The organism is Acidovorax sp. SUPP1855 (assembly GCF_030158955.1).
Lineage (GTDB): Bacteria > Pseudomonadota > Gammaproteobacteria > Burkholderiales > Burkholderiaceae_C > Paracidovorax.
On the sequence record NZ_BQXI01000008.1, the window covers coordinates 71,012 to 91,868 of the forward strand.

Here is a 20,857-nt window from a genome sequence, read left to right on the forward strand (position 1 = left end):
AGCCATTTTTACCCAAAGTCCCGGGATCAGAAGTTCAGCGTGCGCTTGTCCACGGCCAGGGCCGCTTCCTTGGTGGCTTCGCTCAAGCTCGGATGGGCGTGGCAGATGCGCGCGATGTCTTCGGCGCTGGCCTTGAACTCCATGGCGACCACGGCTTCGGCGATCAGTTCGCTGGCCATGGGGCCGACGATGTGCACGCCCAGGATCTCATCCGTGGCCGCGTCGGCCAGGAACTTGACCATGCCGGTCGTGTCGCCCAGCGCGCGGGCGCGGCCGTTGGCCAGGAATGGGAACGTGCCGGCCTTGTACTTCACGCCGTCCGCCTTGAGCTGCTGCTCGGTGCGGCCCACCCATGCGATCTCGGGGTTGGTGTAGATCACCCAGGGGATGGTGTTGAAGTTCACATGGCCATGCTGGCCCGCGATGCGTTCGGCGACGGCCACGCCCTCTTCCTCGGCCTTGTGCGCCAGCATCGGGCCACGCACCACGTCGCCCACCGCCCACACGCCCGGCAGGTTGGTCTTGCAATCGGCATCGACCACAATCGCGCCGCGCTCGTCCAGTTGCAGGCCCACGGCTTCGCCGTTGAGACCGATGGTGTTGGGCACGCGGCCGATGGACACGATGAGCTTGTCCACTTCCAGCGTCTGGGCTTCGCCCTTGGCGTTGGTGTAGGCCACGCTCACGCTCTTCTTGCCGGTCTTGATCTCGCCGATCTTCACGCCCAGCTCGATCTTGAGGTTCTGCTTGTCGAATGCCTTCTTGGCTTCCTTGGCGATCTGCTCGTCCACCGCGCCCAGGAACGTGGGCAGTCCTTCCAGCACCGTCACTTCGGCACCCAGGCGGCGCCAGACCGAGCCCATTTCAAGGCCGATCACGCCGGCGCCGATCAGGCCCAGCTTCTTGGGTGTCTCTCCAATGCGCAGGGCACCGTCGTTGGAGAGGATGTGCTCTTCGTCGAACGGCACGCCAGGCAGCGCGCGGGCGTTGGAGCCCGTGGCCAGGATGATCTGCTTGCCGGTGATGGACTCTTCGGCATCGCCGGCCACGCGGATTTCATAGCCACCGTCGGCGGCTTTCACGAACGAGCCACGGCCGTGGAAGAACGTGATCTTGTTCTTCTTGAACAGGTACAGGATGCCGTCGTTGTTCTGCTTCACCACGCTGTCCTTGCGGGCGATCATCTTGGCCACGTCCATGCGCACGTCCTTGACCTCGATGCCATGGTCGGCGAAGTGGTGGTTGGCCTGGTCGAAATGCTCGGACGACTGCAGCAGCGCCTTGGAGGGAATGCAGCCCACGTTGGTGCAGGTGCCGCCCGGTGCGGGGCCGCCCTTGCCGTTCTTCCACTCGTCGATGCAGGCCACGTTGAAGCCCAGTTGCGCGGCTCGGATGGCAGCGATATAGCCGCCGGGGCCGCCGCCGATCACGATCACGTCGAATTGTTTGCTCATGTCAATCTCACTCAATCAGTTGAAGAAAGACCCACCGGCGGGCGCGGCCAACGGCCGGGCCACGCGGGCGGGTCCATCCAGGGGGATCAGATGTCGAACAGCAGGCGCGAGGGGTCTTCCAGCGCTTCCTTCATGGCCACCAAGCCCAGCACGGCTTCACGGCCGTCGATGATGCGGTGGTCGTACGACATGGCCAGGTAGTTCATCGGGCGGATGACGATCTGGCCGTTTTCCACCACGGCACGGTCCTTGGTGGCGTGCACGCCCAGGATGGCCGACTGCGGCGGGTTGATGATGGGGGTGGACAGCATGGAGCCGAACGTGCCGCCATTGGAGATCGAGAACGTGCCACCGGTCATCTCTTCGATGCCCAGCTTGCCGTCCTTGGCCTTCTGGCCGAACTCGGCGATCTTCTTTTCGATGTCGGCGAACGTCATCTGGTCGGCATTGCGCAGGATGGGCACCACCAGCCCGCGGGGCGAGCCCACGGCGATGCCGATGTCGAAGTAGCCGTGGTAGACGATGTCGTTGCCGTCGACCGAGGCGTTGAGCACCGGGTACTTCTTCAGGGCATGCACGGCCGCCTTCACGAAGAAGCTCATGAAGCCGATCTTCACGCCGTGTTCCTTGGTGAAAGCGTCCTGGAACTTCTTGCGCATGTCCATCACCGGGGCCATGTTCACTTCGTTGAACGTGGTCAGGATGGCGTTGGTCGATTGCGACTGCAGCAGGCGCTCGGCCACGCGGGCGCGCAGGCGGCTCATGGGCACGCGCTGCTCGGGGCGGCCGCTCAGGTCTTCCTTGGCGGTGGGCGCAGCCACCTGCGGCAGCGCCTTGGTGGGCACACCGGTGGGGATCGCGCTCGGTGCGGCCGCAGCGGCCTTGCCCGTGCCCGATGCCACGGCACCCAGCACGTCACCCTTGGTCACGCGGCCATCCTTGCCCGTGCCGGCCACGGCCGAAACGGACAGGTTGTTGTCGGCCAGCAGCTTGGCGGCGGCGGGCATGGCCACATCGCCCTTGGAGCCGCCTGCGGCAGCGGGGGCTGCAGCGGCTGGTGCGGGCGCCGCAGCTGCGGGCGCGGCGGCAGGGGCAGCTGCAGCGGCAGGGGCGGCTGCGCCGGCCTTGCCTTCGGTGTCGATCTTGGCGATCAGCTGGTCGGCCACCACGGTGGCGCCGTCGCCTTGCACGATTTCCGCCAGCACGCCGGCCGAGGGAGCAGGCACTTCGAGCACGACCTTGTCGGTCTCGATTTCGATCAGGATCTCATCGACGGCGACAGCCTCGCCGGCCTTCTTCTTCCACGTGAGCATCGTGGCTTCCGCCACGGATTCGGACAGTTGGGGGACTTTGACTTCAACGATAGCCATGGGAATTCTTTCGGGGTTTGTTTCTGCTTTTTGTGTGTTCGGGTTTCCGGCCTTACTTGGTCAGGACAAACCCCTTGAGCTTGGCGAACGCGCCGTCCACCAGGGCCTTTTGCTGCTCCTGGTGCAGGTGCGAATAGCCCACCGCGGGCGATGCCGAGGCGGCACGGCCGGAGTAACCCAGCTTCTGGCCTTCGAGCATGTTCTCGTGGATGTAGTGCTGCACGAAGAACCAGGCGCCCTGGTTCTGCGGCTCGTCCTGGCACCACACGATGTCGGTGGCGTTCGGGTACTTCTTCAGCTCGGCGGCGAAGGCCTTGTGCGGGAAAGGATAGAGCTGTTCCACGCGCAGGATGACGACGTCGTCGGCTTCCTTCTCTTCGCGCTTCTTGACCAGGTCGTAGTAGACCTTGCCCGAGCAGGCGATCACGCGCTTGACCTTCTCGGCCTTCTTCTCGATGGCTTCGTTCTGCTCCGGGATCACCGTCTGGAAGCTGCCCTTGGTGAACTCGGACAGCGGCGAGGTCGCGTCCTTGTTACGCAGCAGCGACTTCGGCGTCATGATGATCAGCGGCTTGCGCAGGTGGCGGACCATCTGGCGGCGCAGCACGTGGAAGATCTGGCTGGCGGTGGTGGGCTGCACCACCTGCATGTTGGCGTCGGCCGACAACTGCATGAAGCGCTCCAGGCGGGCCGAGCTGTGCTCGGGACCCTGGCCTTCGTAGCCGTGCGGCAGCATCAGCGTGATGCCGTTCACGCGGCCCCACTTCACTTCGCCGGAGGCGATGAACTGGTCGATCACGACCTGCGCACCGTTGGCGAAGTCGCCGAACTGCGCTTCCCAGATCACGAGCGTGTTGGGGTCGTTGGAGGCATAGCCGTATTCGAAGCCCAGCACCGCCTCTTCGGACAGGATGGAGTCGATCACGACGAACGGAGCCTGGTTCTCGCTCACGTTCTGCAGCGGCACGTAGGTGCCCGTGTCCCACTTCTCGCGCTTTTGGTCATGGATGACCGAATGGCGGTGGGTGAACGTGCCGCGGCCGCAGTCTTCGCCGGACAGGCGCACGGGGAAGCCGCTGGCCACCAGCGAGGCGAAGGCCATGTGCTCGCCCATGCCCCAGTCCACCGGAATGTCGCCACGGCCCATGGCGGCGCGGTCGTCGTACACCTTCTTGACCAGTTGGTGCGGCGTCACGCCTTCAGGGATGGTGGTGATCTTTTCGGACAGGCGCTTCCACTCGGCCAGCGGGATGGCGGTGTCGCCGGCATCGGTCCACTTCTTGCCCAGGAAGGGGCTCCAGTCCACCGCGTACTTGCTCTTGAAGTTGGTCAGCACCGGATCGACGGTGTGCTTGCCCGCATCCATGGCGGCGCGGTAGGCCTTGGACATGTCGTCGCCCAGGGTCTCGCCCAGGCCCTGCGTGGCCAGCTTGTCGGCGTACAGCTTGCGGGTGCCGGGGTGCGCGCCGATCTTCTTGTACATCAGCGGCTGGGTGAGCGCGGGCGTGTCCTGCTCGTTGTGGCCCAGCTTGCGGAAGCAGATGATGTCCACCACCACGTCCTTCTGGAACTCCATGCGGAATTCGAGGGCGAGCTGCGTGGCGAACACGACCGCTTCGGGATCGTCGCCGTTCACGTGCAGCACGGGCGACTCGATCATCTTGACCACGTCCGTGCAATACAGCGTGGAGCGGCTATCGCGCGGATCGGAGGTGGTGAAGCCGATCTGGTTGTTGATCACGATGTGCACCGTGCCGCCCGTGGAGTAGCCACGGGTCTGGGCCAGCGCCAGCGTTTCCTGGATGACGCCCTGGCCGGCGAAGGCCGCGTCGCCGTGCACCAGCACGGGCAGCACCTGCTTGCCATGCGGGTCGGCGCGGCGGTCCATGCGGGCGCGCACCGAACCTTCCACGACGGGGTTCACGATTTCCAGGTGGGAGGGGTTGAAGGCCAGCGACAGGTGCACCGGGCCGCCAGGGGTGCTGACGTCGGAACTGAAGCCCTGGTGGTACTTCACGTCGCCTGCCGGCAGGTCTTCCGGAGCGGTGTGGTCGAACTCGGCGAACAGGTCCTTGGGCATCTTGCCCAGCGTGTTCACCAAAACGTTCAGGCGGCCGCGGTGGGCCATGCCGATCACGATTTCCTGCACGCCCTTGGTGCCGGCGGCCTGGATGAGTTCATCCATGGCGGCGATGAAGCTTTCGCCGCCTTCGAGCGAGAAGCGCTTTTGGCCGACGTACTTGGTGTGCAGGAAGCGCTCCAGGCCTTCAGCGGCCGTGAGGCGGTCCAGGATGTGCTTTTTCTTGTCGGGACCGAAGCTGGGCTTGCTGCGGATGGTCTCGAGCTTTTCCTGCCACCAGCGCTTCTGGTTCTGGTCGGTGGCATACATGTATTCGACCCCGATCGAGCCGCAGTACGTTTCGCGCAGCGCGTTGATCAGCTCGCGCAGCGGCATGGCTTCCTTGCCGAAGAAGGTGTTGCTCGTGTTGAACACCGTTTCCTGATCGGCGTCGCTGAAGCCGTAGAAGGAGGCTTCGAGTTCCGGAATCTCAGGGCGCTCGGTGCGCTTCAGGGGGTCCAGATCGGCCCAGCGCTGGCCGACATTGCGGTAGGCCGAGATCAGTTGCTGGACGGCGGTGCGCTTGCGGCCCATTTCGGAGTCGGCGCCGGTGGCACCGACGACCTTCGTGCCGCCTTGCTTGGCGCGCTCGGCGAAGGCATTGACCACGGGCAGGTGGGGCACGTCCTTGGCGTTCGAGCCATCGACGGCAGGCACGTGCTGCAGGGCATCGAAGTATTCGCGCCACGTTTCGGGCACGCTGCCGGGGTTGACGAGATAGTTCTCGTACATCTCTTCGACATAGGGCGCATTGCCGCCGAAAAGATAGGTGTTGCCTTGGTAGGCTTGGTATACGGATGTCGTATCGCTCATATTCCGCTGACCTCCGCTTCCCTGAGGGAAGCATTAGCTGGTGGGTGAAACCTTCCGCGACACGGCTGAACCGATTGGCGGATGCGACTGTGGCTGGGGAAGGGCCGGGGGTGCGGGCGCCATTGTGCCACCGAACGCCCAGGAGCGAGCCCTACACGGCGTAAGCGCGTGTTCCTTCGCCGCCGTGTCATGGCGGTCGCTTACATTTCGTCATTATCCGTACCCCGCCTCTATGAACTCACCCACCCTTCAGAGCCGCACGCTGTTGCTTCTTCTCATCGCGGTCACTGTCGCGTTCTTCGCCATCCTGTGGCCGTTCCACGGAGCGGTTTTCTGGGGCGTCATCCTGGCGATCCTGTTCACGCCGCTGCACCGGCGGCTGCTGCGGCGCATGCGCGGGCGGCGCAACCTGGCGGCCCTGTGCACCCTGGGACTGTGTCTCGTGATCGTGATCCTGCCCATGACCTTCATCAGCATTTCGCTGGTCCAGGAGGCCGGGCTCATCTACGAACGCATGAAATCGGGACAGCTCAACTTCGGCGCCTACGTGCAGCAGGTGCTGAGTGCCCTGCCCTCCTGGCTGCTGGGCTTGCTGGACCGCTTCAACCTCACCTCGGCCGCCGAGGTGGAGGCCAAGCTCTCGTCCGTGTCCGTGCAGGCCGGCCAGTTCCTGGCCACCAAGGCGCTGGACGTGGGCCAGAACACGCTGCAGTTCATCGTGAGCTTCGGCATCATGCTGTACCTGCTGTTCTTTCTGGTGCGTGACGGCAGTTCGCTGGTCAACCGCATCCGCCAGGCGGTGCCCCTCGACGAAGAGCACAAGCGCCAACTGGCCAGCAAGTTCACCACGGTGATCCGCGCCACCGTCAAGGGCAACATCGTGGTGGCCGCCGTGCAGGGTGCGCTGGGCGGGGGGATCTTCTGGATCCTGGGCATCCAGGGCCCCATCCTCTGGGGCGTGCTGATGGCCTTCCTGTCGCTGCTGCCGGCCATCGGTGCCGGCCTGATCTGGGGCCCGGTGGCCATCTATTTCTTCGCGACCGGCGCCATCTGGCAGGGATCGGTGCTGGTGGCTTTTTGCGTCTGCGTCATCGGACTGGTGGACAACGCCCTGCGCCCGGTGCTGGTGGGCAAGGACACGAAGATGCCAGACTACATCGTCCTCATCTCCACCCTGGGCGGCATGGCCCTGTTCGGGCTGACCGGTTTCGTGATCGGCCCGGTGATCGCAGCGCTCTTCATCGCCACCTGGGACTTGTTCTCGCAACCCGCCGATTCCCCGATAAAGTAACAGCGCAGCACCCGCCGGCCTCCGTGCCGGCCGCCATGCGCCATGCCCCAGATTTCGCCCCGTCGCCTCGTCCTGCTGGCCCTCGTGCTGTCGGCAGGCATCGGTGCGCTCTTCGTGCGGGCGATCCTCACGATCCGCGACGACGCCTGGTCGTACGCGCTGCACACCAACAGCAGCCTGGCACGCACCATCGAGCAGAACATCCAGCGCACCCTGAACGGCTTCGACTACTCGCTGGTCGGGGTGGCCAAGAGCCTGTCGGACCCCGGCCTGCCGAGCCTGAGCCTGCAGATGCGCAACACCTTCCTGTTCGACCATTCCCTGCACACGCCCGGCCTGGGTGCGGTCGCGGTGCTGGACGACAAGGGCAACGTGGTGATGCGGTCCACCAGCCTGGAGCCTCTGAAGCTCAACCTGGCCGACCGGGATTATTTCCAGGTGCACCAGACCAGCCAGCGCGAGGGGCTGTACATCGGCAACCCCATCCGGGGCCGGGTGTCGGGCTCGTACAGCCTGCCCATCAGCCGCGCGTATTTCCGCGACGACGGCAGCTTCGGCGGCGTCGTGGTGGGCACCGTGCGAATCGATTATTTCAAGGAGCTGTTCGCCTCCATCGATGTCGGGCCGATGAGCCGGGTCGAGCTGTGGAGCACCCGCGACGGCACCACCGTCGCGCGCTTTCCCTATGCCGAAAAGGATGTCGGGCAGCCCATGGACGACGCCAGCTTGCTCACGCGGCTGCAGACGGTCGACAGCGGCAGCTACACGGCGCAGGACCCGCAGGACCGCACCGAGCGGCTGCACACCTTCCGCCGCATCGGCAACTACCCGCTGGCGGTGAGCGTCGGGCAGTCGGCGGACACCATCCTGGCCAAGTGGCGCGCCAGCGCCAAGGTGCTGGGCGCTTTCGCCGTGCTGCTGATGGCCGCCTGCCTGGGCCTGTCCGCCCTCTTCGCGCGGGAGTTGCAGCGCCGCCAGGCCATCGCGGCGCAGCTCAAACAGGCCGAGCACGACACGCGCACCATCCTGGACAACCTGCCTTCGATGGTGAGCTACTGGGACAAGGACCAGCACAACCGCTTCGCCAATCAGGCGTACATGGACTGGCTGGGCGTCTCGCGCGACCGCATGCCCAACGTGAAGCTGCTGGACGTGCTCGACCGGGGAACCTACGAACACGCGTTGACGCACATCCGGCAGGCGCTCAAGGGCCACAAGCAGGTCTTCGAGCGGACGATGCCGCTGCCCTCCGGCGAGGTGCGCCACACGCTGGTGTCGTACATCCCGGACAAGGAAGGCGACGAGGTGCAGGGCATCTTCGTGCAGATCGACGACCTGACCGACCGCAAGCGCATGGAAGACCTGCTGTTCGAGGAAAAGGAGCTGATCCGGCTGACGCTGCAGTCCATCGGCGATGCGGTCATCTGCACCGATGCCGAGGGCTGCGTCACCTACATCAACCCGGTGGCCGAGAAGATGACCGGCTGGCAGGCCTTTCATGCCGCCGGATCGGACATTGACGACGTCGTACCGCTGCAGGAAGCCGGCAGCGACAGCGGCTTGAGCCCCACCCGCCAGGCGCTGGCCGAGGGCCGGGCCCAGCCCTCGAAACGCGGCGTGGTGCTCCAGTGCCGCGACGGACGGCGCATCGACATCGAGAAATCGGTCAGCCCCATCACCGACCGGCACGGGCACGTCACCGGTACGGTGATGGTGCTGCGCGACGTGACCGAGGCCATGGAGATGTCGCGCCGCATGGCCCACCTCGCGCAGTACGACGTGCTGACCGACCTGCCCAACCGCGTGCTGCTGCAGGACCGCGCCCAGCAGGCCATCGCGCACGCGCTGCGGGACGACCGCAGCCTGGCGCTGATTTACATCGACCTGGACGGGTTCAAGCAGGTGAACGACACCCTCGGCCACGATGCCGGCGACCTGCTGCTCGTGCAGGTCGCCCGCCGCTTCAAGGGCGCGGTGCGGCATTCCGACACGGTGTGCCGCCAGGGGGCGACGAGTTCGTCGTGCTGCTGCCCAAGCTGGACAACGCCGACCAGGCCTGCCTGGTGTCGCAAAAGATCATGGCCGCGTGCGAACCGCCGTTCGATCTGCAGGGCGAGGTCCGGCAAATCGGCCTGAGCGGCGGCATCGCGCTGTTTCCGCAGCATGGCCGCAATTTCGAGGAGCTGTCGCGCAGCGCCGACATGGCGATGTACGCGGCCAAGCGCGCGGGGCGGGGGCATTTCCGGCTGTATGCCGGGCCCGACCAGGAGCCCACCATCGTGCCGGCGGACAAGAAATGACGGAATAAACGCCGGCAAGGCCTACAGTTCCATCCCCAATCAGCCGATACCTCCTTCATGTCCCTTTCCATCTCCTCCGCCTCCAGCACTTCCTCCACCAGCGTTTCGGGGAGCCGCTCTTCGGGCCAATCGAGCGGCGACATCGCGGCGCTTCAAAAGCAGCTCAAGGACCTCACGGCCGATCTCAAGCAGGCGTCGGCAGAAGCCAGCCAGGCGTCCGACCCCAACGACGCCAAAGCCAAGCAGCAGAAGCTGCAGGCGCTGCAGAACCAGATCCAGCTCGTGCAGCAGCAGATCGCAGCCATCCAGCAGGCCCAGCAACAGGAGCAGCAGCAAAAGGCCATGGAAAAGGCCATGGAGCAGCAGCAGTCGGCCGACCAGAAGAAGACCCCGCCCGCCGCCTCCACCACGCTGGGCACGCAGGTCGATACCTTCGCCTGATCGCAGTGCACGGCGCCCAGCAGACCGCACGAACGCGCGGCGCGCCCCAACGCCTCAAACCGGTGTTTTGCTACTTAATTGATAGCAATCAGGACAATCAATACCCCGGCATGGGGCCGAAAACACCCCAAATCCGGCTCAATCCACCCCATCCAGCCCGGCCGCGGACACCAGCCGCTGGGTATAGGGATGCCGGGGTACATCCAGCACCGTCTGCACCGGGCCCGACTCCAGCACCTCGCCGTCCTTCATCACGATCACGTCGTGCGCCATCGCACGGATGACCGCCACGTCGTGCGTGATGAGCAGGTAACTCAGCGAGCGCTCCTTCTGCAGGCGCTGCAGCAACGCCAGCACCTGCTGCTGGATGGTGACGTCGAGCGCGCTGGTGGGCTCGTCCAGCACCAGCAGCCGGGGGCTCAGGATGAGCGCACGGGCAATCGCCAGCCGCTGGCGCTGCCCTCCGGAAAACTCGTGCGGATAGCGCGCCAGCAGGCCCGGGAACTGCGCGTCGGTCAGTCCCACGTCCTGCAGCGCCGAATCCACGCGCGCGCGGCGGTCGGCGGGCGACAGGCCGGGCTCGTGCACCTGCAGTCCCTCGCCCACGATCTCCTCGACCGTCAGGCGCGGCGACAGCGACGAAAACGGGTCCTGGAACACCACCTGCACCTGCCGGCGCAAGGCCTGATTGGCCGGGGTGTTGCGCTGGGCCGGCAACTGCCAGCCCTGCCCTGCGATCCGCAGGTCGCCCTGGTACGGCAGCAGCCCCAGCAGCGCCTGCGCCAGCGTGGACTTGCCCGAACCCGATTCGCCCACCACCCCGAGCGTGCGGGCCGGCGCGATGGAAAAGTCGGCCCCGTTCACCGCCACGAACTCCCCGCGGCGGAACCAGCCGCGGATGCCGGGCAGCGGCGTGGCATAGGCCACGCGCAGCGCGTGCGCCTGCGCGGCGGGCACCGCGGTGGCCGAGGCCTCCGGCTCCAGCACGTCGCGGCGCGGCACGCTGCCGATGAGACGCTGCGTGTACGCATGCTGCGGCGCGCGGAACACGTCCGACACCGCGCCGGCCTCCACCAGCACGCCGTGCTCCATGACCGCCACGCGGTCGGCGAACTTGCGCACCAGGTGCAGGTCGTGGGTGATGAGCAGCACGGCCATGCCGGTCTGGCGCTGCAGGTCGGACAGCAGGTCGAGGATCTGGCCGCGCAGCGTCACGTCCAGCGCGGTGGTGGGCTCGTCGGCCAGCAGCAGGCGCGGGCGGCTGGCCAGGGCCATGGCGATCATCGCGCGCTGGCGCTGCCCGCCCGACAGCTGGTGCGGGAACGCGTCCGCACGCCGGGCCGGCTCGGGAATGCCGGTGCTGGCCAGCAGTTCGACGGCCGCCTGGCGGGCCTGGGCGCGCGAGAGCGCCTGTTTGAGCTGCAGCACCTCGGCCACCTGGTCCCCCACCGCCATGAGCGGGTTGAGCGCCGTCATGGGCTCCTGGAACACCATGGCGATGTCGCCGCCGCGCACACCGCGCATCTCGCGCTCGGACAGGGCCAGCAGGTCCTGCCCGTCCATCAGCGCCCGGCCGGTGATGTGTGCATCGCCTGCCAGCCGCAGGATTGACAGCGCGGTGATGGTCTTGCCCGAGCCCGATTCGCCCACCAGCGCAAGCTTCTCGCCCGCCGCGATGTCGAAGCCGACCCCGCGCACCACTTCTTTGTCGCCAAAGCGCACGTGCAGGTCCTGCACCTGCAGCAGCGGCGCCGACGAGGCGGCAGGCGATGTGCCGGCCGAAGACGATGAAGCAGAAGAGTCTGGAATCGGCGCGGTGCCGCGCATGCGTGCGTCGCTCATGAATGGTCTGCCTTGCGGGGGTCGAGCGCATCGCGCAGCGCGTCGCCCATGAAGGTGAGCAGCAGCAGCGTGACCACCAGCGCCGCGAACGTGAACAGCGAAATCCACCAGGCGTCGATGTTGTTCTTGCCCTGGTTGAGCAGCTCGCCCAGCGACGGGGTGCCGGGCGGCACGCCCAGGCCCAGGAAATCGAGCGAGGCGAGCGCCAGGATGGCCGCGCTCATGCGAAACGGCAGAAAGGTCACCACCGGCGTCATGCTGTTGGGCAGGATGTGGCGCCAGATGATCTGCCCGTTGGGCACGCCCAGTGCGCGGGCGGCCTTCACGTAGTCGAGCTGCCGGTTGCGCAGGAACTCCGCACGCACGTAGTCCGACAGGCCCATCCAGCCGAACAGCGACAGCAGCACCAGCAGCAGCCCCACGCTGGGGGCGAACACGGCGCTGAAGATGATGAGCAGGTACAGCTCGGGCATCGAACCCCAGATCTCGATGAAGCGCTGGAACGCCAGGTCGGTCTTGCCGCCGAAAAAGCCCTGGATCGCCCCGGTGATGACGCCCAGCAGCACGCCCACCACCGTGAGCGCGATGCCGAACAGCACGCTCACGCGAAAGCCGTAGATCAGTTGCGCGAGCAGGTCGCGGCCCCGGTCGTCCGTGCCCAGCCAGTTCTGCGCCGTGGGGCCCGACGGGTTGGCCGACTTCGCGAAATAGTTCAGCGTGTCCGGACCGTAGGGGTTCAGCGTGTACAGCGCCCAGTTGCTGCCTTGCTGCAGCCGCTCGCGGATGAACGGGTCCAGGTAGTCGGTGGGGGTGTCGAAATCGCCGCCGAAAGTCTTCTCGGGGTAGTCGTGCAGCATGGGCAGGTAGGTCTGCCCTTCGTAGCGCACGATCAGGGGGCGGTCGTTGCTGATCAGTTCCGCCACCAGGCTCAGGGCCACCAGCGCGCTGAACAGGATCAGGCTCCAGTAGCCCAGCCGATTGCGCTTGAAGCGGCGCCACGCACGGCGGCCAGGCGAGAGCGACGGGGCCACGGGCGCCGCGCCGCTCAGGGGACGGCCACCGGCCGGCTCGGGGGGGTTAGTCAAACTTGACACGCGGGTCCACCCATACGTAGCAAAGATCGCTCACCAGCTTGGTCACCAGTCCGATCAGCGTGAAGAGATACAGCGTGCCCAGCACCACGGGGTAGTCGCGCCGGATCACGCTTTCGTAGCTCAGCAGGCCCAGGCCGTCGAGCGAGAACAGCGTCTCGATCAGCAACGAGCCGGCGAAGAAGGCGCCGATGAACGCCGCCGGAAACCCCGTGATGATGGGAATGAGGGCATTGCGGAACACGTGCTTCCACAGCACCTGCCGCTCCGACAACCCCTTGGCGCGGGCCGTGAGCACGTATTGCTTGCGGATCTCTTCGAGGAAGGCGTTCTTGGTCAGCATGGCCGTCACCGCGAAGCTGCCCAGCACCATGGCCGTGACCGGCAGCGTGATGTGCCACAGGTAGTCCACGATGCGCGCCCCCCAGGTCATCTCGTCCCAGTTCGCCGAGGTAAGCCCCCGCAGCGGGAACCACTGCAGCTGCCCGCCGAAGATCACCAGCAGCGCCACACCCAGCACGAACCCCGGGATGGCGTAGCCTACCAACACGATGAGCGTGGTGACGAAGTCGAAGCGCGAGCCCGCTCGCACCGCCTTGGCCACGCCGAGCGGCACGGCCACGAGATAACTGATGAAGAAGGTCCACAGGCCCAGGCTGATCGACACGGGCAGCTTTTCCTTCACGAGCTGCCACACGTCCTTGTTCTGAAAGAAGCTGCGGCCCAGGTCGAATCGCGCGAACTGCCCGAGCATCTGGAAGAAGCGCTCGTGCGCCGGCTTGTCGAAGCCGTAGAGCGCCTTGATCTGCTCCAGCCGCTTCGGGTCCACGCCCTGCGCCCCCCGGTAGGCCAGGCCGCCGCCTTCGGCCCCGCCGCCACCGCGTCCCATCCCGGCCTTGGACTCGGCCAGGTACTGCTCGACGGGGCCGCCCGGTACGAACTGGATCACCACGAAGGTCAGCAGCAGCACGCCCAGCAGGGTGGGCAGCATCAGCAGCACGCGCTTGAGGATGTAGGCGAACATGGCGGCGGTGGTGGGTCGGAAAATTGGGCGGGTCTGGACGGTGCTGGGGGTGCGAGGCGGATCAGCGCCGCGCGGGGTCCGGCGCCGTCTGGGGCGGCATGCGCGCCCACCAGGTGTCGATGGCCCAGGCCTCGCCCGTGGAATACGGCGGCAGCGTGGCCGGCCGCTCCAGGCGCCAGGCGTTGTAGACCATGCGGTGCGAAGGCGCGGTGTACTGGGGAATCAGGTAGTGCCCGTGCGCGATGACGCGTTCCAGGGCATGGCAGGCGGGCAGCAGCTCGTCCAGCGTCTTGGCCGACACGATGCTGCGGATCATCGCGTCCACGGCCTTGCTCTTCACGCCGGGGAAATTGCCTGAGTCTTCCGTGTCCGCCGCCTGCGAGCCGAACATGTCGGCCAGTTCCTGCCCCGGGTTGTTGGTGCCCTGGTACGCGATGGTGGTGATGTCGAAGTCGAACTTGCTCAGGCGCTGCTGGTAGAGCGCGAAATCCACCGCCCGGAAGTTCAGCGTGATGCCGAGCTTTTGCAGGTTGCGGATCCACGACGACAGCGACCGCACGCCGCCCTCGCTGCTGTCCAGGTACTCCAGCACCATGGCCTGGCCCTGCGCGTTGCGCAGCGCGCCGTCCTTCACCTCCCAGCCCGCCTCTCTCAAAAGGGCCTGGGCACGGCGCAGGTTGTCGCGCAGCGTGGTGCCGCCCTCGGTGCGCGGCGGCGTGGTCATGGGGCCGAAGGCGCTGGCGGGAAGGCTCTGGCGCCAGGGCTCCATCAGCGCCAGCTCCCCGGGCGTGGGTGTGCCGCGGGTCTCGCACAGGGTGTTGCCGAACAGGCCGTTGATGCGCTGGTAGGCGCCGTAGAAGAGCTGGCGGCTCATCCACTCGAAGTCGTAGGCCAGCCCCAGCGCCTCGCGCACGCGGGCATCCTGCAGCAGCGGCCGGCGCGTGTTGAGCACGTAGCTCTGGAAGCCCGAAGGCAGCTTGTGCTCGAAGTTGCCCTTGACCAGCTCGCCGGTATCGAACTTGCGCCCCGTGACGCGGCGTGCCCAGTCACCCGCGCTGAAAAAGCGCATGAGGTCGAACTCGCCCGCCTTGAGCGCCTCCAGCCGCGCGGTGTTGTCGCGGTAGATCTTCACCAGGATGCGGTCGAAATTGGCGGTGCCCTTGCGCACGTTGAGATCGCGCGCCCAGTAGCCGGGGTCACGCACGTAGGTGATGTCCTTGCCGAAGCGCACCGGACCGATCTTGTAGGGGCCGCTGCCGATCGGGATGTCCATCACCACCTGATCGAAGCGCTTGGCCTTGCCGTTCTCCACACCCCAGTCGCGGCTGAAGACCGGCAGCCCGCCCACGGTGAGCGGCAGTTCGCGGTTGGGGTGCTTGAAGCGGTAGCGCACCGTGCGGTCGTCGATCACGTCGATGCCCGCCACGTCGAACAGCGCCGTCTTGTAGGCCGGCGAGGTGTAGGGGCCCATCAGCGTGTCGTAGCTGAACTTCACGTCCTGCGCCAGCACCGGCTTGCCGTTGTGAAAGCGCGCTTCGGGCCGCAGGCGGAACACCACCGAAAGGCCATCGGCGGCCACCTCCACGTCATGCGCCAGCAGGCCGTAGCCCGTGGCGGTCTCGTCCAGCGAGCCGGTGAGCAACGTATCGAACATCAGGTCCGACAGGTAGGCCGGGGAATTGCCCTTGATGGTGAACGGGTTGTATTTGTCGAAGGTGGAGACGCGCAGGTTGCTCACCAGCCGCAACTCGCCGCCCTTGGGCGCATCGGGGTTGACGTACCCGAAGTGGTCGAAGCCCGCAGGCATCCGGGGCTCGCCCCACAGCGCATAGGCGTGTCCCGCCCACACGGGCATCGCACTCCCCCACAGCAACAAGATCGGCCAAAGACGCATGCGACAATTGTGCACTACGCTGGCGGCGCCCCGACGGGTCGCATGTCACATGCCCCGGTGGGCCATCAGCGGCGCACGCGCCGCCGCCACGCCCCCAATCCCCCGCATTCCACAGGAGAAGAAACATGGGTTTTCTGACCGGCAAGAAGCTGCTTATCACCGGCGTGTTGTCCAACCGCTCGATCGCCTACGGCATCGCCCGCGCCTGCCATGCGCAAGGCGCAGAACTTGCCTTCAGTTACGTCGGCGAGCGCTTCAAGGACCGCATCACCGACTTCGCCGCCGAGTTCGACTCCAAGCTCATCTTCGATTGCGACGTGGGCAGCGACGAGCAGATCGACCGCATGTTCGCCGACCTGTCGCAGGCCTGGCCGAAGTTCGACGGCTTCGTGCACAGCATCGGCTTCGCGCCGCGCGAGGCGATCGCCGGCGATTTCCTCGAAGGGCTGTCGCGCGAATCGTTCCGCATCGCGCACGACATCAGCGCCTACAGCTTTCCCGCCATGGCCAAGGCCGCCCTGCCCTACCTCAACGAAAAATCGTCCGTGGTCACCCTGAGCTACCTGGGCGCGCTGCGCACGGTGCCCAACTACAACACCATGGGCTTGGCCAAGGCCAGCCTGGAGGCCAGCGTGCGCTACCTGGCCGAATCGCTGGGCCCGCGCGGCATGCGCGCCAACGGCATCAGCGCCGGCCCCATCAAGACCCTGGCGGCCAGCGGCATCAAGGACTTCGGCAAGCTGCTGGGCGTGGTCGCCGGCGCCTCGCCCCTGCGCCGCAACGTGACGATCGAAGACGTGGGCAATGCCGCCGCCTTCCTGCTGTCGGACCTGGCCAGCGGCGTGACGGCCGAGATCATGTACGTGGACGGCGGCTTCAGCCAGACGGGCGGCATCAGCCGGGAAAGCGCCGAGCTGTCCTGAGATTCAAGCCGAATCGGCCGCCAGTGCATATTCCCCTAGGGCATACCGCTATTAAAACAATAGCAAAATAGTCCCATGCTTCGCCGCATCGCCATCACCGTCCTGCTGGTCTGCGGCGCGCTGCCGGCCTGGGCGCAACCCCCAGCGCCGGTATCGCCCGCCTCGCCGCCGCCCCTGCTGCTGGCCAACGTCTACCGCGCCGGGCTGCCGCTGGCGGACTACTGGGTGAGCGAAAAGTACGACGGGGTGCGCGGCTACTGGGACGGCCAGCAGCTGCACACGCGCGGTGGCGAGCGGGTGAATGCGCCTGCCTGGTTCACGCAGGGCTGGCCCGCGATTCCGATGGATGGCGAGCTGTGGGCCGGCCGGGGCCGCTTCGCCCAGGCGCAGTCCACCGTGCGGCAGCAGCGGCCCGACGATGCGGCTTGGCGCCACCTGCAGTTCATGGTGTTCGACCTGCCCGCGCAGGGCGGCCCGTTCGACGAGCGCCTGCCGGCATTGAAGGCCGCCGTGGCCGGCATCGGCCAGCCCTGGGTGCAGGCCGTGCCCCAGCAGCGCATCGCCACCGATGCCCGGTTGCAGGCCCTGCTGCACCGCACGGTGCGCGACGGGGGCGAAGGGTTGATGCTGCACCGTGGGGCGTCGCTCTACCAGGCCGGCCGCAGCGACGATCTCATCAAGCTCAAGACCCATGAAGACACCGAGGCGCGGGTCGTGGGCTATGTGCCCGGCAAAGGCCGGCATCGCGGCCGCATGGGCGCCTTGCTGGTGGAGATGCCCAGCGGCCAGCGCTTTCGGCTGGGCGCCGGCTTCACCGATGCGGACCGGGCGCATCCGCCGCCCCTGGGCAGCTGGGTGACCTACCGCTTTCGCGGCACGCACGAGGGCGGCCTGCCGCGCTTCGCCAGCTTCCTTCGCGTGCGCGAAGACATGCACGCCGCTGCGCCCTAGCGGGACCGGGGCCGGGCTCCCACGAAAAAGCCGCAAGGCGCCCTCCCCGGGTGCCGTGCGGCTTCGTTGCATCGAGGTCTGACCCGCAACGGCTGGCGGCCATACGAGGGCCAGCGATGCGAACGGCCTGGCAGCCTTACTTGGGCAGCAGCACCTTGTCCACGACGTGGATCACGCCGTTGGACTGGTACACGTCGGCGATGGTCACCTTGGACGTGCCGCCCTTTTCATCCGTCAGCGCAATCGAGGAGCCGCTGGCCTTGGCCGTCAGCGTGCCGCCGGCCACGGTCTTCAGGCTGGCCGAGCCCTTGCCGTCGGCAATCATCTTGGACAGCGCGGCCGCATCGACCTTGCCCGCCACCACGTGGTAGGTCAGCACCTTGGTCAGCGTGGCCTTGTTCTCGGGCTTGAGCAGCGTGTCCACCGTGCCGGCAGGCAGTGCTGCGAAGGCGGCGTTGGTGGGAGCGAACACCGTGAACGGACCGGGGCCCTTGAGCGTGTCCACCAGGCCTGCGGCCTTCACGGCGGCGACCAGCGTGGTGTGGTCCTTGGAGTTCACCGCGTTGTCGATGATGTCCTTGGTCGGATACATCGGCGCGCCACCGACGGTCACTTGCGCGAAGGCGGGCATCGCGGCGGCAGACAGGGCGAGCGTGAGGCTGGCGGCGGTCAGGCGGGCATTCAGGCGAAAGGTCATGGATATCTCCGTTGGGTCAGTGGGTGGAATGCCGCCCGAAGATTCGCGCGGCTGAACACTGATACGGGGCAGGACGCCGCCTGGATTCAGACCCGTGACATTCCCATACAAAAAGCCCGGAGGCGCTTTCGCACCGCCGGGCTTTCAGGGTCAAGGCCCACGGCCTCGCGCAGCGATCAGACCTTGCGGCCGAACGGTCCGTCGCTGCCCACCTGCACGATGTCCTCGGCGGCGGGCGCGTTCTTGCGACTCTTGCGCGCGGACGGCGGCTGCGGCGCGGCGGCCACGCAATCGGCGTAGTAGCGCACGTTGCCGTTGTCGTCCTCGATTTCCACCAGGCCGTGGATGTCGGTCTCGAAGCCCGGGCACAGCTTGGAGAACTCGCGCGAGAACTTGAGGTAGTCCACGATCTTCTTGTTGAAGACCTCGCCCGGAATGAGCAGCGGAATGCCGGGCGGGTACGGCGTGATCAGGCTGGTCGTGATGCGGCCTTCCAGCGCATCGATCTCCACGCGCTCGGTCTTGCGGTGCGCGATGTGCGCATAGGCGTCGCTGGGCTTCATCGACGGCGTCAGGTCCGACAGGTACATCTCGGTGGTCAGGCGCGCGATGTCGTACTTGGCATAGAGCTGGTGCACGTGCTGGCACAGATCGCGCAGGCCCATGCGCTCGTAGCGCTTGTGCTGCTGGCAGAACTCCGGAAGGATGCGCCACATCGGCTGGTTCTTCTCGTAGTCGTCCTTGAACTGCTGCAGCGCCGTCAGCAGCGTGTTCCAGCGGCCCTTGGTGATGCCGATGGTGAACATGATGAAGAAGCTGTAGAGCCCCGTCTTCTCCACCACCACGCCGTGCTCGGCCAGGTACTTGGTCACGATGGATGCGGGAATGCCGTTCTCGTCGAACTTGCCGTCCAGGTTCAGGCCCGGCGTGACGATGGTGGACTTGATCGGGTCCAGCATGTTGAAGCCGTCGGCCAGCTGGCCGAAGCCGTGCCACTTGCTGGCGTGGTTCTTCTTGCCCTTGCCGTCGCTGCGGATGACCCAGTCCTCGGCGCGGCCCAGGCCCTCGTCCACGAGCTTGTCCGGACCCCACACCTTGAACCACCAGTCGTCCTTGCCAAACTCCTCTTCCACCTTGCGCATCGCGCGGCGGAAGTCCAGGGCTTCGAGGAGGCTTTCCTCCACCAGCGCCGTTCCGCCGGGCGGCTCCATCATCGCGGCGGCCACGTCGCAGCTGGCGATGATGCTGTACTGCGGCGAGGTCGAGGTGTGCATCAGGTACGCCTCGTTGAACAGCGGCCGGTCGAGCTTCACCGTCTGCGAGTCCTGCACCAGCACGTGGCTGGCCTGGCTGATGCCGGCCAGCAGCTTGTGGATGGACTGCGTGGCATACACCACCGAGTGCTTTGGCCGCGCGCGCTTCTTGCCCATCGCGTGGTAGCTGCCGTAGAACGGGTGGAAAGCCGCGTGCGGCAGCCAGGCCTCGTCGAAATGCAGGTTGTCCACGTAGCCGTCGAGCATGCCCTTGATGGTTTCGGTGTTGTAGAGCACGCCGTCGTAGGTGGATTGCGTGAGCGTGAGAACGCGCGGCTTCACGGCCTTGGCATCCACGCCCTTGAGCAGCGGATTGGCGCGGATCTTGGCCTGGATCGCCTCGGGCTCGAACTCCGACTGGGGGATCGGGCCGATGATGCCGAAGTGGTTGCGCGTGGGCTTCATGAACACCGGAATGGCGCCCGTCATGATGATGCTGTGCAGGATGGACTTGTGGCAGTTGCGGTCCACCACCACCACATCGCCGGGCGCCACCGTGTGGTGCCACACCATCTTGTTGGACGTGCTGGTGCCGTTGGTCACGAAGAAGCAGTGGTCCGCATTGAAGATGCGCGCGGCATTGCGCTCGCTCTCGCCGATGGCGCCGTTGTGGTCCAGCAGCTGGCCCAATTCCTCGACCGCATTGCACACGTCGGCGCGCAGCATGTTCTCGCCGAAGAACTGGTGGAACATCTGTCCCACGGGGCTTTTGAGAAACGCCACGCCGCCGGAGTGGCCGGGGCAGTGCCAGCTGTACGAGCCGTCTTCGGCATAGTCCAGCAGCGCCTTGAAGAACGGCGGCTGCACGCTCTCCAGGTAGCTCTTGGCTTCGCGGATGATGTGGCGGGCCACGAACTCCGGCGTATCCTCGAACATGTGGATGAAGCCGTGCAACTCCCGCAGGATGTCGTTGGGCAGGTGGCGGCTGGTCTTGGTCTCGCCATGCACGTAGATCGGCACGTCGGAGTTCTTGCGGCGCACCTCGGCGATGAAGGTGCGCAGGCTCAGCACGATGGGGTCCAGGCCCGAGCCGAGGGTGAACTCCTCATCGTCGATCGACAGGATGAACGCGCTCGCGCGGCTTTGCTGCTGCGCGAACTGCGACAGGTCGCCGTAGCTCGTGACGCCCAGCACCTCGAAGCCCTCCGACTCGATGGCCTGCGCCAGCGCGCGGATGCCCAGGCCCGACGTGTTTTCGGAACGATAGTCCTCGTCGATGATGACGATGGGAAAGCGGAATTTCATGCGCAGCCTCCGAGCGAGCGGGCCCAAAAAACGAAACAGGCGCGAAGTGTAAGGAATAACGTTGTCACGCCTTTGACGGTCCGGTCTTT

Annotated in this window: 13 protein-coding genes and 1 pseudogene; 5 read left to right on the top strand and 9 right to left on the bottom strand. The window is 66.3% G+C overall.

What is annotated here, in order from left to right; all coding sequences use genetic code 11:
- Nucleotides 1-26: 26 nt before the first annotated feature.
- From lpdA to AVMA1855_RS09185, 3 genes are all read right to left on the bottom strand, one after another.
- Nucleotides 27-1,454, bottom strand: coding sequence for a dihydrolipoyl dehydrogenase (lpdA, locus tag AVMA1855_RS09175; RefSeq protein WP_284425473.1), 1,428 nt, complete (start codon nucleotides 1,452-1,454; stop codon nucleotides 27-29).
- A gap of 86 nt (nucleotides 1,455-1,540) precedes the next feature.
- The gene (gene odhB, locus AVMA1855_RS09180) at nucleotides 1,541-2,824 is read right to left on the bottom strand and encodes a 2-oxoglutarate dehydrogenase complex dihydrolipoyllysine-residue succinyltransferase (RefSeq protein ID WP_284425474.1); all 1,284 of its coding nucleotides are present in this window, start codon (nucleotides 2,822-2,824) and stop codon (nucleotides 1,541-1,543) included.
- Between the two features lie 52 nt (nucleotides 2,825-2,876).
- Entirely contained in the window at nucleotides 2,877-5,756 is a 2,880-nt protein-coding gene (locus AVMA1855_RS09185) for a 2-oxoglutarate dehydrogenase E1 component (protein WP_284425475.1), read from the bottom strand.
- A gap of 232 nt (nucleotides 5,757-5,988) precedes the next feature.
- Here AVMA1855_RS09185 and AVMA1855_RS09190 point away from each other — a divergent pair, with 232 nt between their 5' ends.
- The 3 genes and pseudogenes from AVMA1855_RS09190 to AVMA1855_RS09200 all read left to right on the top strand — a co-directional run bounded on the left by AVMA1855_RS09190 (nucleotide 5,989) and on the right by AVMA1855_RS09200 (nucleotide 9,788).
- A complete protein-coding gene (locus AVMA1855_RS09190; RefSeq protein WP_284400427.1) occupies nucleotides 5,989-7,047 on the top strand; it encodes an AI-2E family transporter in 1,059 nt (352 codons plus the stop codon).
- Nucleotides 7,048-7,089: 42 nt separating this feature from the next.
- A pseudogene (locus AVMA1855_RS09195) lies at nucleotides 7,090-9,347 on the top strand (diguanylate cyclase domain-containing protein).
- A gap of 57 nt (nucleotides 9,348-9,404) precedes the next feature.
- Complete coding sequence (locus AVMA1855_RS09200) at nucleotides 9,405-9,788, top strand: FlxA-like family protein (protein ID WP_272563815.1); 384 nt, start codon at nucleotides 9,405-9,407, stop codon at nucleotides 9,786-9,788.
- 138 nt (nucleotides 9,789-9,926) lie between these two features.
- Here AVMA1855_RS09200 and AVMA1855_RS09205 read toward each other — a convergent pair whose 3' ends face one another.
- From AVMA1855_RS09205 to AVMA1855_RS09220, 4 genes are all read right to left on the bottom strand, one after another.
- Entirely contained in the window at nucleotides 9,927-11,630 is a 1,704-nt protein-coding gene (locus AVMA1855_RS09205) for an ABC transporter ATP-binding protein (protein WP_502870301.1), read from the bottom strand.
- Complete coding sequence (locus AVMA1855_RS09210; RefSeq protein ID WP_502870303.1) at nucleotides 11,627-12,679, bottom strand: ABC transporter permease; 1,053 nt, start codon at nucleotides 12,677-12,679, stop codon at nucleotides 11,627-11,629. Before AVMA1855_RS09210 ends, AVMA1855_RS09205 begins: the two co-directional genes overlap by 4 nt.
- Nucleotides 12,680-12,707: 28 nt before the next feature.
- Entirely contained in the window at nucleotides 12,708-13,745 is a 1,038-nt protein-coding gene (locus AVMA1855_RS09215) for a microcin C ABC transporter permease YejB (protein ID WP_272563817.1), read from the bottom strand.
- A gap of 61 nt (nucleotides 13,746-13,806) precedes the next feature.
- On the bottom strand, nucleotides 13,807-15,639 hold the full coding sequence (locus AVMA1855_RS09220; RefSeq protein ID WP_284425477.1) for an extracellular solute-binding protein: 1,833 nt from the start codon (nucleotides 15,637-15,639) through the stop codon (nucleotides 13,807-13,809).
- Nucleotides 15,640-15,764: 125 nt separating this feature from the next.
- On the opposite strand from AVMA1855_RS09220, the gene fabI reads away from it, so the two are divergent.
- Together fabI and AVMA1855_RS09230 are read left to right on the top strand one after the other, a co-directional pair.
- Nucleotides 15,765-16,562 (top strand): enoyl-ACP reductase FabI, encoded by a 798-nt coding sequence (gene fabI, locus AVMA1855_RS09225; RefSeq protein WP_272563819.1) that lies wholly within the window; start codon nucleotides 15,765-15,767, stop codon nucleotides 16,560-16,562.
- A 75-nt stretch (nucleotides 16,563-16,637) separates the two neighbouring features.
- Complete coding sequence (locus tag AVMA1855_RS09230; RefSeq protein ID WP_284425478.1) at nucleotides 16,638-17,513, top strand: DNA ligase; 876 nt, start codon at nucleotides 16,638-16,640, stop codon at nucleotides 17,511-17,513.
- 136 nt (nucleotides 17,514-17,649) lie between these two features.
- On the opposite strand, the gene AVMA1855_RS09235 is transcribed toward AVMA1855_RS09230, so the two are convergent.
- On the bottom strand, nucleotides 17,650-18,210 hold the full coding sequence (locus tag AVMA1855_RS09235; protein ID WP_272563821.1) for a fasciclin domain-containing protein: 561 nt from the start codon (nucleotides 18,208-18,210) through the stop codon (nucleotides 17,650-17,652).
- A 176-nt stretch (nucleotides 18,211-18,386) separates the two neighbouring features.
- Nucleotides 18,387-20,768, bottom strand: coding sequence for an arginine/lysine/ornithine decarboxylase (locus tag AVMA1855_RS09240; protein ID WP_272563822.1), 2,382 nt, complete (start codon nucleotides 20,766-20,768; stop codon nucleotides 18,387-18,389).
- Nucleotides 20,769-20,857: the final 89 nt, after the last annotated feature.

What these genes read in the sequence shown, in the direction of transcription:
- lpdA (WP_284425473.1), bottom strand. Translation starts at nt 1,454, where the DNA reads ATGAGCAAACAATTCGACGTGATCGTGATCGGCGGCGGCCCCGGCGGC.
- odhB (WP_284425474.1), bottom strand. Translation starts at nt 2,824, where the DNA reads ATGGCTATCGTTGAAGTCAAAGTCCCCCAACTGTCCGAATCCGTGGCG.
- AVMA1855_RS09185 (WP_284425475.1), bottom strand. Translation starts at nt 5,756, where the DNA reads ATGAGCGATACGACATCCGTATACCAAGCCTACCAAGGCAACACCTAT.
- AVMA1855_RS09190 (WP_284400427.1), top strand. Translation starts at nt 5,989, where the DNA reads ATGAACTCACCCACCCTTCAGAGCCGCACGCTGTTGCTTCTTCTCATC.
- AVMA1855_RS09200 (WP_272563815.1), top strand. Translation starts at nt 9,405, where the DNA reads ATGTCCCTTTCCATCTCCTCCGCCTCCAGCACTTCCTCCACCAGCGTT.
- AVMA1855_RS09205 (WP_502870301.1), bottom strand. Translation starts at nt 11,630, where the DNA reads ATGAGCGACGCACGCATGCGCGGCACCGCGCCGATTCCAGACTCTTCT.
- AVMA1855_RS09215 (WP_272563817.1), bottom strand. Translation starts at nt 13,745, where the DNA reads ATGTTCGCCTACATCCTCAAGCGCGTGCTGCTGATGCTGCCCACCCTG.
- AVMA1855_RS09220 (WP_284425477.1), bottom strand. Translation starts at nt 15,639, where the DNA reads ATGCGTCTTTGGCCGATCTTGTTGCTGTGGGGGAGTGCGATGCCCGTG.
- fabI (WP_272563819.1), top strand. Translation starts at nt 15,765, where the DNA reads ATGGGTTTTCTGACCGGCAAGAAGCTGCTTATCACCGGCGTGTTGTCC.
- AVMA1855_RS09230 (WP_284425478.1), top strand. Translation starts at nt 16,638, where the DNA reads ATGCTTCGCCGCATCGCCATCACCGTCCTGCTGGTCTGCGGCGCGCTG.
- AVMA1855_RS09235 (WP_272563821.1), bottom strand. Translation starts at nt 18,210, where the DNA reads ATGACCTTTCGCCTGAATGCCCGCCTGACCGCCGCCAGCCTCACGCTC.
- AVMA1855_RS09240 (WP_272563822.1), bottom strand. Translation starts at nt 20,768, where the DNA reads ATGAAATTCCGCTTTCCCATCGTCATCATCGACGAGGACTATCGTTCC.